Source organism: Leptospira abararensis, from assembly GCF_016918735.1.
In the GTDB taxonomy this organism is placed as follows: domain Bacteria; phylum Spirochaetota; class Leptospiria; order Leptospirales; family Leptospiraceae; genus Leptospira_A; species Leptospira_A abararensis.
In genome coordinates this window covers 60523-74667 of record NZ_JAFFPR010000042.1, presented here as the reverse complement: position 1 = coordinate 74667, position 14145 = coordinate 60523, and the positions used below count along the sequence as shown (strand labels likewise).

Below are 14145 nucleotides of genomic sequence, written 5' to 3'. Positions count from 1 at the left end.
GACCAAAGCCATTACTCATCGTACAGGTCTGAGTCGATGGTTTTGTTGACACAGTAATTACATAGTTGGTGCCGTCAGGATAACTTTGAGGAAAGAAAAATCTTCCACTTATATTGAATGGCGCTTGTTCTGCTGCGTTGTTTTGCAAAAAAATAACCCCATTTAATCCAGCAATATTACCCCCAATTCGGTAATTTTTGCCTGATCCAGCACCTTCACGGGCAGAGGATGCAGATGCAGTCGCATATTCAGATACAAGAGTTCTTAATATTTGATCATCCGTTTGTTCGTCGTCTTTTAATGTACAATTTCCAAATATTATGGATATTGCTATAACATAAATTAATGTGCGCATAACACTTATATCCTCGGCAAATATTTTTATTTCATAAAGTACGGAAGTTAGCCGATAATCAATTCAGGTATTTTACCCAATGGGCCAAAGACTAAACAATTTTTCAACAATAGTATTATTTTCTCTTTTATTTTTCATTAGCTGTTCAACGATCCGTAAAAACTATAGGACTCTTAGAACTGATGTCTCGACTACAGATTTCAGCAGTGGGAAATTTGGTAAAACGCAAAAGTTCATCTTGAGGCGAATCAACCAAAAGCCAACGACTTATATAAGTGCGTCAAGAGACAATTTAACTGAAAATTTAAGGTATTTCTTAATCAAAAAAGGGGCAAATGTAGAAATTGCCAAAGAAGACCTGATTTCGCAGGTAACAAACGCAAACGCAACCAATAAACCAGAAGTAAATATTTTTACTCCAGAGAAACCTAACGAACTGCCAAAAGAAACTATTAGGGAATTACTGTCCCAACAACAAGGTGAGTTGTTGATCGACGGTTATATTTATGAGAAAGATCTGGGTAATGTTATCGATCCTGATTTTACCACGGGGATCATAATTAAGATTTATTCAATCGATGGAACTTTAGTTGGTGAATGCATCATTGGTTCTTTTTATTCTACAAGTGATTTTGAAGTGAACCAAATTTATGCCTCCCTCATCGCTGACAAAATTGCTCAAAACTATCTCTCTTATTCCGAGAAATGGTTTGGGTTTCTAAAAAAGTAACTTTAGTTTTTCATGTTTAGAAGAATATTCTGTTTAATGATTATTCCGATTTTTGTAGTTTATTCTCAATCTGGGGAAAAACTATATCTTGATGTGAAAAAATCAGAAGACGTTGCAATAGAAAACTCTCCAGAACTACGATTACTCGGAAGCCAACAAAGAATCAAAGGATTAATCGTAAACGAAAACTGGAGAAACTATTTTCCGACCGCATCCGTTTCATGGTTTAGAAACTCCAATGTTGTTGAAAACGAAGCTGATAGTCGATCCCAACGTGTTTCCCTAAACTTAGATCAGGTGATTTATGATGGAGGTAGAAGAAGATTAGCCCTGCAAGCGGCAATGCATGATTTAGATCTTTCCAAATATGATTTGCTCCTTTCAATCAACGATCTGAAGTTTAAAACTAGAAACGGATATTATACAATTCTTAGCAATAAAGCTCAATTAGAACTGCAAGAAAGGTCTATCGAACGACAAAAAGAACAACTTAAGTTTGCACAGAGAGAACTTAAATTAGGTGATACAACAGAAGTTCAAGTTCTACAAATTGCAAACCGTTTGAACGAAATCCTACTTCAACATAAACGGACTGAAATTGCATATAGCACGGGATTAGAAGAGTTTAAAATTCTATTAAGGTTGCCTAGTATTTCCGAAGTCATCCTAAAGGATAGGATCGAAGATGGGTATGACTTTAAATTCAAAACAATATCAGAAAAAGACTTGGTAGATCTAGCGTTTCGTTCGAGAGTCGAATTCGATAGAACAAAAGCTGCAGAATTACAAGCTTTATCGGAACATGAAATTGCGAAATCTTATTATATACCAACCTTCTCCGTCGGAAGTTATTATGCTTCAGCCGGTGATAGATATGAGCCCAGACAAAGAGAATATGGTTTCAATTTTAAAATGAGCATGGCATTAGGGGCAAATACTGTTCAGGACACTTCAAACTATATTTCTAGAAATCAGGATACTGATCGGGCACTAACCTCCTCCACAACAGTTGGAATTTATGACAACTTACAATACAAACGTAAAATAGCCCAATCTGGAATTGCTGCTGAACAAGCAAAAATTACAAGACGACAATTGGATGATATTATTCGAATCGAAGTACATAAGGCATTACATAATTATAATGTTAGCTGGGAATCAATGCTTCTTGCTGATGAAAACGCAGATTCTTTTGATAAACGTTTGAAAATCAAACAACGTCAAGTTGAAATTGGCGAAGTTCGACGTGTAGATTTAGCAGAAACGGAAATATTTTACCTTGAGGCTCAAAAAGCAAAAATTAATACTCGAGTACAATTTCTACTCTCGGTATCTCAATTAGAAATGGCTGTAGGAGCTAGTTTGGACTCATTAAATTTAATTATGCAAAAAAAAGGAAAAGATGAAGAATAATTTAAAGATCATTTTAGCATTTAGTTTACTTATAATCAATTTTTGTTCTGACAATAAAAATGAGGCTGCAAAAAAAAAGAAAACTACCAATAGGTCAGTTTACACTCTAGAACAATCGGACAAGGAATTAACCATAAATTTATTGGGTACTGTGTCTCATAAAAATAAGGCAGAGGTAAGTTCCAAAGTTATAGGAAGAATTGAAAAAATATTCAAAGAACAAGGTCAAAAAGTAAGTAAAGGTGAAGCCTTAGCGAAAGTAGAAACGTTAAACCTAGAACTGCAGTTAAAAAAAGATGAGGCTTCTGTTGAAGTCCAAAATAAACAGATAGATTTAACAAGAGCAAAATACATTCAAGCCAGACAAAGAATTGAAAAAGAAGTCGCAAATATTGAAAAGGCGAGAGCTGAAGAAGCAGAGGCAAAAGCAAATCTTGAAAATTTAAAAAGAACTCTAAACAACAAAAAAGATCTATTTGAAATTGGCGGAGTATCGGAAACAGAACTCAAAGGTGTTGAAACAGCAATGGTATCAGCCGAAACTGCATATTTCAAAGCGCAAAAGAACTTACTTTCGATTCAGGTGGGTTATAGACCGGAAGATCTCAAAAAAAATGGATTCAAAGTTCCAACTAATCCAGACGCACTTCGCGAGGCATTTGTTGATTATAATACCATTGTAGAAAAAGCAGAGCTTGACATGGCAATTGCAAACCTAAGAGCAACTCAAGCAAATATCGAAACCACCAAATTATTGATTAAAGAATCCACCCTACTCTCTCCATTGGATGGGAAAATTGCTGTAAGAAGTTTGTACGTAGGTGAGACAACTAAAGAAGGCACTCCAGTATTTGTTTTAGTGGATGATTCAGAAGTCTTTTTAACCTTTCCTGTCAGCGAAGCAGATATACCTAAATTCCAAGAAGGTAAATATATGGAATTTTCAATCGATGCGTTGGGAAAGGACAAAAAATTTAAAGGTAAAATTGCAATTGTATCACCAATTCTTGATGCCCAAAGTAGGACAGCAGAGATCAAAGTTGAATTTAAAAATGAAGGAAAAAAATTGAAACCCGGTATGTTTGCTCGAGGAGAATTCCATTATACTCTTCCCGATGACGGTTTTATAATTCCAAACAATGGAATCCTTCTATCAGAAGATAAAAAAACAGGAAAAGTTTATATAGTCAATAAAGACAAACTTGCCTTTAGTAAAGAAGTGACTGTCATTTCAAATGAAGGTGATAAGTTTTTAATCACAGGTCCTTTGAATGAAGGAGATAGTATTATACTCGGGAATTTAAACGGACTTTCTGATGGCCAACCTTGGGATCAATAGTTTAAAGTTAATAAAGAAATTTGCAAGAGATGGAAAAATTTCAATCGCTGATACATAACTAAAGCTCATTCCGAATATAACAGCTAATGACATGGGGCGCCAAAATTCAGAACCCTCATTGGAGCCAAATATTCCTGGAATTAACGCAAAAATAGTGGTTAAAGTGGTCATCCGCATTGCTCTCTTCCGATTGATCACAGCGATTTTCATTTTCTCTGCGAACGGAGTTGAGCTTTCGTTTCTTAACGCATTTTCAATAATCATAATTGCATTGTTAATTGATAAACCAGCTAATAGAATAAAACCTATGTAAGTTGATACATTATAAGTCTGACCAAAGATAAAAAGAAAGAAAGTAGTTGCCGAAATATTGATTGGTACCATTAACATAATCGGGAAACTGATTCGTAAAGATTGAAATAAAATAGCGAGTGTACCATAAATTAATCCAATGGCAAATAAAATAAAACCAAACATTTCCATTTGATTTTTCCTAAGTTTTTTCACAGCATCACCTAAATCATAATAATAATTCTGCGGGAAAGGGAATGCTTTTAACTTTGTCTCAGCCTTCTCTGCATACTCCGACAAACTGATATCCTTAAAATTTGCCGTTATGGTAACCATTCTCCTTTTATTTTTTCGATTAATCCGAGTATCGGCTTTGGTTCGTTTGAGCTCTAATAAATCAATTAGCGAAATTTTAGAATCATTAACTGGTATGAGAGAATAAGTAAGATCATCAACGGACTTCCTATCATCTGCTCGAAACCGAACACGTATATCAACTTCTCTATCACGATCAAAGATCTTAGTGGGGATTGATCCCTGTAACGCAGTACGCGCAAAATCTGAAATAAATTGATTTGTTAGGCCAGCTAACGCAACTTTATCCTGATGTAAATTTAACTGAATTTCTTCTTTGCCATCTCTGAATCGAAATACAACTTGATCGGTTTCCTTGAGTTCTTTCATCGATTCTGCAATTTGTTTCGAAAGATTTTTTAGTTCATCAAGATCATCACCAATAATATCTATATCCAATTCTTTGTTAGAACCGAAAGCATTTGCATCTATATAATAAACAAAAACTCCTTTGATCTCATCTGTAGTACTTCTTAGCTGCTTTTTTATGTCTTCGGGTGAATTGCCATCGAGATCTTTTTTTAACTTAATTGATAAATCAGCGTGCCATTTTTCAACCTTTGTAGACACCTTTTCGACGAAAGGGTTTTTTGAAATTAATTCCTCTATTAATTTAACACTTCTACTAGTCGCTTCTAGATTTGTTCCTGTTGGTAACTCAACACTTCCCATGATTTCACGACTTCCAGCAAAATCGACATACTCTTTTCGAATAAAAAACATAAAAACAAACCCCAAGGAAATAAGGGCAAACAAAGACATTGTTTTCAAAGGTACGATTTTTAATTTTGGAAAAGAAGGTCGAAAACTAAATTTCGTTTTTAAGAATTCAACGAAGGCTAAAGAATTCAATTTTGATTCTACGAAACCTGCATTGATGAAATTCCATTTTTCTGGAACTACACTGCATAACATCGGAACAAAGATGAGAGATAAAAAATATGCAATTAAGATACAAGCCGTAATAGAAGTTGCAAGATCCAAAAAATTATTCTTAAAATCTGCAGAGGCATATAACAATGGAATAAAAACAATGATATTGGTCACAGAAGATGCAAGGAGTTCTTTCCATAACTCTTCAATGGCAGTGAAAATTGGGTCAGAAACTTTATTGGAAATATTTGAATTAATTCGCTCAATGACCACAATCGAGCTATCAATTAGAACCCCTACTCCGAGAGCAAGACCTGCGAGAGTCATTATGTTCAATGATTTCTGAAGCGAATCAAGAATAACGAAAGATAATATTACTGCGATTGGTATTGTAATGGATATGATGATAGTATATCGTAGGTCCTTTAAGAATAAAAAAACTATAATACTGCAGGCTAAAGCCCCCACCAAGCCCGATGAAGAAACTGAATCTAATGCTGCAGATATATACTTAGATTGATTGTATGCAATATCGAATGTAATGTTAGGATATTCAAAATTTGTTACTTCTTGCTCTAAAATCCTGCAAACTTCTAGAATATTTGCACTGCTATTTTTTTTTATCTGGATACTTACGTTTTCGGCTCCTTTTTCTCTACTTAAGTCAGATAAATCCCTTTCGCCATCATATATTTCACTTACGTCAGTTATGCGAACAACTTTTTTTGACTTACCAACAACAAAATTTATATTGCGTAACTCCTGTATTGACTCCACTCTATTTTTTAATCTCAACTCATCTTCGTTCTCTGGCGAATTGATTAACTTTCCTAAGTAGATATCCCGATTGATATTTCTAATTTCGTCCATGACGTTGCTCGGAGTTAACCCGGTCGATAACAATCGTCCTTTATCTACATCAACTCGAATTTCTCTATACCTACCACCAATGACTATTACTTCCCCCACTCCAGGAACTCTCTCTAGAATAGTTTTTAATTTTTTTTCTGAAATTTCGCGCAATTCTTTAAGGCTTAACAATTTAGAAGTTAACCTGATTGTAAAAACAGGTTTATCTTCAGGATTGAACCTGACTACATAAGGTTCCTCTACTTCTCTTGGAAAATTATACCTTACCAATTCAACTTTTGATTTCAATTCAACAGATTTGTATTTTATAGGCTCTTGGGAATTGAAGAAGATTGTAATTTTTGATTCACCCTCTTCTGAACTCGACAGAATTTTTTCAACACCACCGACCCCAACAATTTGTTTCTCTATTGGTTTTGTAATTAATTCCTCGATTCGGCTAGGTGAATTTCCAGGAAAGCGAGTTATAATAGAAAGAATATTTGACTCTTTTTTTGGCATTAATTCGTATTTTAAGTTTCTGTAGGAAGCAATGCCAAAACCTACAGAAGCAGCAACGAACATTGTCACTGTTATTTTTCTTTTAACAATGATTACAAGGAGATTGTCCAACTATTTCTCCATTAAACCTTTTTCGATCATAACCTTACTGATAATAGGTATGAAAAATAAGCTAATGGCAGTTGAAAATATTAACCCGCCAAAAATGGATGCTGCTAAAGATCTTTGAGAAGTAGAGCCGCTAAAGGAAAATAACAAAGGTAGTAGACCTAGAATCGAGGTCAGTGTGGTCGTAAGAATTGGGATTAAACGATCTTTTGCCCCTTCAATAATCAACTTTTCGGTGCTATTATATTTTAGTTTTTCGTCTCTGTAAAACTCGACGATAAGGATTGCATTATTAACAACAATTCCCGCTAACAGAATGGACCCAAGGAGTGACATCATGTTGATGGATTCATTAAAGATGAAAAGAGAAGCAACCACTCCAAATGCTGCTAAAAAAATGGAAAACAAGATTAACAAAGGGAGTAAAAAACTCTCCATTGCGGCAGCAAGAGTCATATAAACTAAAATTATGGAAAACAATAATGCAATAGCTAATCCATTTACAGCAACATCCAAAATCTTTTTGTTTTCACCAAAAGAGATGGAAGTCCCATTTTCATTTAAATTCCCTACGCCAACGATATCTCCAACTTTATTATACGCGCTTGAAATACTTTGGTCTTCGATTTCCATAGCAAGAAATCCAATTCGTTTGCCATTCTGGCGATTAAGAATGCGACTAGATTTTCTAGATTCGATAAATGCAAAATCCTTTAGCGGAACAAATTTATTTTCATCAACTTCAAAATGAATATCTTTTAACCTATCAATACCAGTTCTACCCTCTTGCCCAGACCGAATGAGGATCGGAATTTCCTCATCTTTTACTTTATAAAAAATGGTTTCATCGCCTTTGACTATTGTCTTCAAGGAATCACCAACATCTGAAGTTCTTAGCCCAAAGGAAGCTAATCGATTTCTATCAAATGTAATTCGCACCTCATTTAGCTCTTGGTCGAAAGAAGTTTGAATTTCTTTGGAATTAAAAGTTTCTTTAAGTTTGTTTTTTAGCTTTAAGATTTCTGCATTGATGTCAATGTAGTTCCCGCCTGTAACAACAACTGAAACCTGCTCAAAAGAAAATGGCAACACTTCCGATAAAATATCAGATGATGATATGATTTTTATTTTTTGCATTTCATCATCCATCTCTTTCAATCTTTCGATGAACTTGTCTTTTTTTGAAAAACTACTGAATCTAAAGAAAATTTCTGCACGATTTAATCCAAACTCAGAAGTTGGAAACATAGTTAATTCTTTTTGTTCAAAACCTAATTTCGCAAGAACATCGGCATTTTCATCAATCAGAATGGCCAGTTTCTCGATGCTCTCAACTACATCTGAAGTTTTTTGAATCCGAGTACCGTTTGGCAAAGTAAGTTTAATATTTAAATCCAACCTTTGAACTTTGGGCATTAGATTTACTGAAATAACCGAAGCAAGTAATCCCGCAAATACGAGGGAGCCAAAGGCAATCATAACAACAATTTTTGGTTTTTCCAAAAAGGCTTTTAAAAAGAATATGTATGTTGCTTCAATCTTAATGATTAATTTTTTACTTAAATTCACCAAGCGATCGTTATTTTTGAATTTTGATGAAATCATTTTATTAAAAAATGGTAGAAAAACTAAAGAGACCATTAGAGAGGAAGCTAAACATATACAAACACTTAGTGCAAAATCTTTAAAGATGATTCCTTCCAACCCATTGAGATAAAAATTTGGTAGAAAAACAACTATAGAAGTTAAATTCGAAATGACTAAGGCAAAGGCAATCTTGGAAGCCCCAATTTCAATTGCCAAATGCTCATCTTTTGAGTTCTTTTTTTCCTTATGAATGGATTCTAAAACCACGATTGATGAATCGACCATCAATCCGACACCTACCGCAAGACCACCTAACGACATTAAATTCAAAGATTGCCCAATGAAGTGCATACAAATAAAAGAAACTAATATAGAAGTTGGGACTGAAAAAGTAATAAGGATGGCCTCTACCCAAGAGCCAGTGAAAATTGTGAGTATTATAAAACAAATCACAACCGAAAGAATAATGGAACTTGCAACATCACTCACTGAAGACAAAATCAAATCAGATCTGTCTTCGACGATTTCCAGCTCCAATACATCGGAAAATCGATCATTGATTTCACTCACTACTTCGTGAACATTTTTGGCGACTTCAACGGTATTTTTCCCAGATTCTTTGCGAATATCAACTAATATACATTCAGAAAGATTTCTACGACAAATGCTTGTTTGGTCTTTAAACGAATCCTTAACACTTGCAACACTATTGAGATAAACCGGAGCCCCTGCTTCAGATGTTTTGAGAATAAGATTTTCTATTTCACCAACATTCAAAAATGCGCCCATAGTCCGAACAGTGACTTCATCTTCACCTCTAATGATATTTCCTGAAGGAATATTTTCATTGTTAGATGCAATTTGTCTTTGGATTTCATTCGGGGTGACTGAATAGGACTTCATTCGATTTGCGTCCAATTCGACCAATATTCTTCTTTCTAACCCACCCGATAAAGTGATCGTAGCGACACCGTCAGTTTTTTCAAATATAGGAATGAGGTTTTTCTTTATAAAATTGCGAAGGGTTTTAAAATCGCTCGATTTAGGAAAGGCAACTATTCGGACAATTGGTTTGTCATTGGGGTCAAACTTTAAAACAATCGGCTTTTTGACATCAATCGGCAAAGCACCTTTTACTAGATCTAACTTTTCCCGAATGAGTACAGTTGCGAGATCCACATCAGTTCCCCAACGAAATCGTACCTTTACAATGGACATCCCCTCTAATGTTTCCGAAAAGGTTTCATCCACTCCTTCGGCAGAAGCCACTACTTCTTCTATCGGTTTTGAAACAAGTAACTCCATCTCTTCAATAGAAGCATTTGGATAAGTAGTTAGAATGGTAATCGTTGGGATTGTGATATTTGGAAATAACTCAATCTTAAGTTTAGAAAAACTGATCGCTCCAATGCCAAGGATGAAAACTAAGCAGACAGTGGTAGTAACCGTTTTGCGGAGAAAATACTTTACCATTATATGGAAGGGAATCGGACTAAAATGGTTTGGTCTGAATCCATTATGTTCCCATGATTGTCTCTAATCCCAGAACTTCCACCCTTAACCGTTATGGAGTAAGTAGAACCTTTGTCTAAACATTTGGCAACGGTACCAAAAGCAGTGATGTTTGGAGCATCAATGACGGGGGTGGCATCGACCGGATTCGTAAAGTATTCCTGGCAAGCTCCACTCGCCGAGCCAAATTCACGATTGATTGTAAGACGCAAAGATGTTAATAGAATTTGACCTACTCCTGGTAGCACATTATCACAAGCACTGTTGTCTTCAGTAGCATAGCAAAACCTAATGTACAAATTTTGATCACATTCATTTCCTGGAGGACAACTAGCAGTAGAAAGTCCATTGATCTGATTACTTTCCAATTTGTCTATAAGTGCAAAACTAGGACTCTTATAGATGCCTTCTACAAGCATCTTTCGTGTGGTAGTTCCAAATGTTCGTATATTAAAATTATATGACTTCCTCAATCGATTGTTCTGAAAATCCACGACTGCATCACTTATTGTTAAATTATAGATTGTAACTGGATCTAAAGGTTCCAAAAACCGAATTTCAAAGTTTGTTGGAGAAATTTGGCTTAGATTATAATTCTTAGAAGGTGTGATTCTAATCGCACCAGCCAAGGGAATTGGTTGGACTGGTTCATTAAATACTAAAGTAAAAACATCATTGCGATTGAAACCCGATTCCACTAATATTTCGTTAGCAACAAAATTGGGAACCGAAAGCGTTGAAATTGAAATTAAGTCCGGCGCTACCAAATCATCCCCAACAGTAAATACTACATTTTCCGCCGAAGCAAGATCATTGCCACTTTTATCACGAGCCGTAGTGGAAACATTCAGTGAGTAAACAGTTCCAAAATTAAGTGGGTATTTCGGAATGAATTGAAATGTTTGGTCATTATTTGAAATCACGGTATTGGGAATGTCAAATTCTACGGATGGGCTTAACGAAACGGCACCAAACACAGATAACTTGTCCATAGGTTTGTCAAATTGAACTGTAATTAAGGAATTGGGAGAAACTCCTACATTTCCATTGGCTGGGATGGTTTGGGTGACTTTTGGTTTGTTTAAATCCGTTGAGTAACTAAATCGCGATCTATAATCATCAAGTAAATTCACTCCACCGGCAGACTCAGCTTTTGACTTTCCGATACTAAAAATATACATTCCTGGATCTGATAACCTATTGTTCGGAGAAAATACCATCAAGTTTTCAAACCAAGCAAAAGTTCCACCAACAGCCGACCCGTCTCGAATCAAACTAAAAGCGGATTGAGTGAACTCCTTATTCATACCTTCTGAAAATAAAATAGATATTTTTGTATCAGGGGAGATCCCGAGCGAACCATCCGCTGGATCTGCTAGAAGGATCCTTGGAGGAGTCGAAGCTGGTAAAAGCGAAGTTGCCGGTAAAAAATCCAAAGGCCCTTCTGCATTATCCAATAACTGACTACAAGATATTTCGAAAACCAAAATGAAAATAACAAATAATCTAGTTACCATAGAAAATAAACTCCAAATCATTCGGTAAGTGATTTTCATTTAGATCATGTACGCCACTGACCCCTCCAGCGATTTTAAAAATATACCTAACTAGGTTTCCAGAGATTCCGCCTAACGTTACCTTGATTCGCTTCGGATTTGGTCCAGTTGGATCATGCTCTACTTGCTGGATAAAAATGCTAGAGGTGACAGGGCCACCCGAAAGATAAGTAACACTAATTGCATTGAGTAAATTATTGTCCCCTGTCAGCTTTAATCCTACCCCTCCAGCTGTTTGAAGAATTATTTCGACCTTATATTGAGTCGGACAAGTATACCTTGGCCTAAACTCATAAGGACTAGTTAGACTGGTAGGTATATTAATCGTTAAATCCACTGGTGCATCGATTAAAAAACAATCTGGTGGCGCAGTAAACGATTTACCGAGAATTTGGATCGGAGTTATGTTCGCACTTGTCAAGGGGTCATTTACTGTAAAATCAATTGTGTGCGATTGGTTCATCCCTACCCCACTCGCACTAGTGAAATCGCGAGCAATGGACAAACGATATTGTTGTCCTGTTGTTAAAGGTGAGGAAGGTATAAATTTTAAAAGTTGGCTATTCTCCCATTCGAAATGCCCATTAATACTGGGTGTAAACCGAATTTCCCCATTGATATTTTTAATCGTCATCGGAGTGGAAAAATTAAATCTAAATATATCAAACTTAGAAACACCCTGAAAAGAGTTAATAAACGGATCTGGATTCAGTGTTCCCCAGGGCAATACTGGCGGCGGCGGGAAAGGAGTGACCTCAATCGTTGGCACTTCTAATGTTGTTGCTGTGGAAAAGGCCACTAGATATTCTTTATCAAGTGAAATGCCAAGTGCACTTTTTGCATTTACGTTTACACGCAATCGATAGGTCGCCCCTAGATTTAATGGTGACTTAAGTCTTAAGGTCAACTCGCGAAAACTAGCATCCCAAATCGGAGTGAAAAGAGCACTTGCTCCTTCAATGGTTACAGCATTATTTGTACTGACTGGATCCATTGGTTGGGAAAATTGAACCACTAAATCAGAATTAACAGGCCAACCTAATTGTAACTCCCCACTTAACGGAGGGTTTGTTGCGACCACAGTGGGAGCTCCGCCAGCACCGATAGTATAAAAACTAGAAATAAAATTCTTAGCCATTCTATTTCCATCTTTATCTTTTGTACTACTTGCGTTTAAACTAATTTCGTATTTCTTACCTTGTGTTAACCCAGCAGAAAAGTTTAAGATCAATCGAGTATCAAAAACCCAAGACGGTGTGAATGAAGTATTCCCACCGGGCGCAGATACGCTAATGGCTGATTCAACTAATGATCGATCCATCGGTTTTGAAAAATCTATCATGATAGGAGAACTAACTTGAACTTGATTTGCTTCCGATGCAGGATTAATAAAAAGTACTTTCGGATAAACAAAGCCATCCTCTACCTGAGCACCAAGTAACCCTAATATATCTGCCTCATTTGGTATCTTGCTACACTGTAAAAACAAAATAGCAAAGCTGAAAATAAAAGTAAGCGTCGTTTTCATTACTTTCTTTTTGGTTTTTTACTTACTTCAGCAGTAGATTCTTTTGCGTCAGATGTTCCACTCAAACCCGCATTTCGATAAATTTCATTAAGATCTCTTTTTATTTTATCTGATCTCTTTGCAATTTCGATTCCATGCGAGTATTGAATCAACGCATCTTTCACATTCCCTTCTTGCTCAAACAACTTGCCTAAATAATAATGAGCATCTATTTGATTATCATCTAATTGTATGGCTAAAGATAATTTTTGTTTAGCATCATCACGTTTGGATGAATCTAACATGTATATTTTGCCAAGCCAAGTAAGGGAAGTGGCGTTTCCTGGAAAATCATCTAAAATATCCTGAAACGTCTCAGCAGCATTTTCGTGTTTCCCGAGATAATACTCGGTTTTGCCTTTCATCAGTCGGGCTGAAACAAAACTATTGTCTGCTTTTACTGCACCTGAAAATTCAACTAAAGCTTTCTCTAAACTCTTCTTTGAGTAAAAATCAACGCCTTTTGCATATAAAGAAATTGCATCCTCTCGATTCTTGCAGTTTAATACCAAAAACAATAAAATAAAAAGTGTACGATATATTTTAGTACTCATCAGGGGATTATTGTAACCTTACTTCGCTGTTTAATTTTCGCTAAAATAACCTTTGCTTCTTCTGCTCTGTTTTTTGCAGATAACTCTAACTTTCTCCAATAGAGAAATTCTTTTAGAACTACCTTTTCAGATTCAGTAAGATTTTCTTTTTTTAAAATTCCCGCTTCTTTTAATTTTGCTACCATTTCAGTTTCGTTTGCAATTTCATCAGAAACTTTCAAACCACCTGTTTTTTCAAAAATATAGAAGTCCAAGATTCCCTTAACTAAATAAGGTTTTATATATTCTTTAAAAGCCTTGCTGGAGAAGTCGACATCACCTATGGCTTCTGATAACAGAATCGACTCATTGATATAATTCTCAAGATAAAGTCTCGCTTCCTCGGGTTCAAATAAAGGAGGCTTTTTTTCAAAGTACAATCTTAAGTTCCGTACATAATCTTTATATGCGTCTTTGGAAAATTTTTTCTCACCTATCAAAAACAAAGCCGGCTCGCCGACCCTTTCGCTAAGAATACTTTCGGCAAAACCTTCAA

The 14145-nt window shown here is 35.7% G+C and carries 10 protein-coding genes; 3 read left to right on the top strand and 7 right to left on the bottom strand.

Features of this window, described 5'->3' with window-relative positions; all coding sequences use genetic code 11:
• A partial coding sequence (locus JWG40_RS12585) for a hypothetical protein (RefSeq protein ID WP_205286146.1) occupies positions 1–355 on the bottom strand: 355 nt, incomplete at its 3' end.
• A 238-nt stretch (positions 356–593) separates the two neighbouring features.
• Here JWG40_RS12585 and JWG40_RS12580 point away from each other — a divergent pair.
• The 3 genes from JWG40_RS12580 to JWG40_RS12570 are packed head-to-tail and all read left to right on the top strand — an operon-like array spanning position 594 to position 3837.
• Positions 594–1085, top strand: a complete 492-nt coding sequence (locus JWG40_RS12580) for a hypothetical protein (protein WP_205286145.1) — start codon at positions 594–596, stop codon at positions 1083–1085.
• A 36-nt stretch (positions 1086–1121) separates the two neighbouring features.
• Positions 1122–2498 (top strand): TolC family protein, encoded by a 1377-nt coding sequence (locus JWG40_RS12575; protein WP_205286144.1) that lies wholly within the window; start codon positions 1122–1124, stop codon positions 2496–2498.
• The gene (locus tag JWG40_RS12570; protein ID WP_205286143.1) at positions 2488–3837 is read left to right on the top strand and encodes an efflux RND transporter periplasmic adaptor subunit; all 1350 of its coding nucleotides are present in this window, start codon (positions 2488–2490) and stop codon (positions 3835–3837) included. The genes JWG40_RS12575 and JWG40_RS12570 overlap by 11 nt, the downstream gene beginning before the upstream one ends.
• Here JWG40_RS12570 and JWG40_RS12565 read toward each other — a convergent pair.
• Genes JWG40_RS12565 through JWG40_RS12540 form a run of 6 tightly spaced genes read right to left on the bottom strand, consistent with a single transcriptional unit; the run spans position 3799 to position 14029 of the window.
• Positions 3799–6837, bottom strand: a complete 3039-nt coding sequence (locus JWG40_RS12565; protein WP_205286142.1) for an efflux RND transporter permease subunit — start codon at positions 6835–6837, stop codon at positions 3799–3801. The genes JWG40_RS12570 and JWG40_RS12565 overlap by 39 nt on opposite strands.
• Positions 6838–9894, bottom strand: coding sequence for an efflux RND transporter permease subunit (locus JWG40_RS12560; RefSeq protein WP_205286141.1), 3057 nt, complete (start codon positions 9892–9894; stop codon positions 6838–6840).
• Positions 9894–11450 (bottom strand): Ig-like domain-containing domain, encoded by a 1557-nt coding sequence (locus tag JWG40_RS12555; RefSeq protein ID WP_205286140.1) that lies wholly within the window; start codon positions 11448–11450, stop codon positions 9894–9896. The genes JWG40_RS12560 and JWG40_RS12555 overlap by 1 nt, the downstream gene beginning before the upstream one ends.
• Positions 11440–13017 (bottom strand): Ig-like domain-containing domain, encoded by a 1578-nt coding sequence (locus tag JWG40_RS12550; protein WP_205286139.1) that lies wholly within the window; start codon positions 13015–13017, stop codon positions 11440–11442. Before JWG40_RS12550 ends, JWG40_RS12555 begins: the two co-directional genes overlap by 11 nt.
• Positions 13017–13610 (bottom strand): tetratricopeptide repeat protein, encoded by a 594-nt coding sequence (locus JWG40_RS12545; RefSeq protein ID WP_205286138.1) that lies wholly within the window; start codon positions 13608–13610, stop codon positions 13017–13019. The genes JWG40_RS12550 and JWG40_RS12545 overlap by 1 nt, the downstream gene beginning before the upstream one ends.
• Positions 13610–14029 carry a hypothetical protein gene (locus tag JWG40_RS12540; protein WP_205286137.1) on the bottom strand — a complete coding sequence of 140 codons (420 nt, stop codon included), beginning with the start codon at positions 14027–14029 and terminating at the stop codon, positions 13610–13612. Before JWG40_RS12540 ends, JWG40_RS12545 begins: the two co-directional genes overlap by 1 nt.
• Positions 14030–14145: the final 116 nt, after the last annotated feature.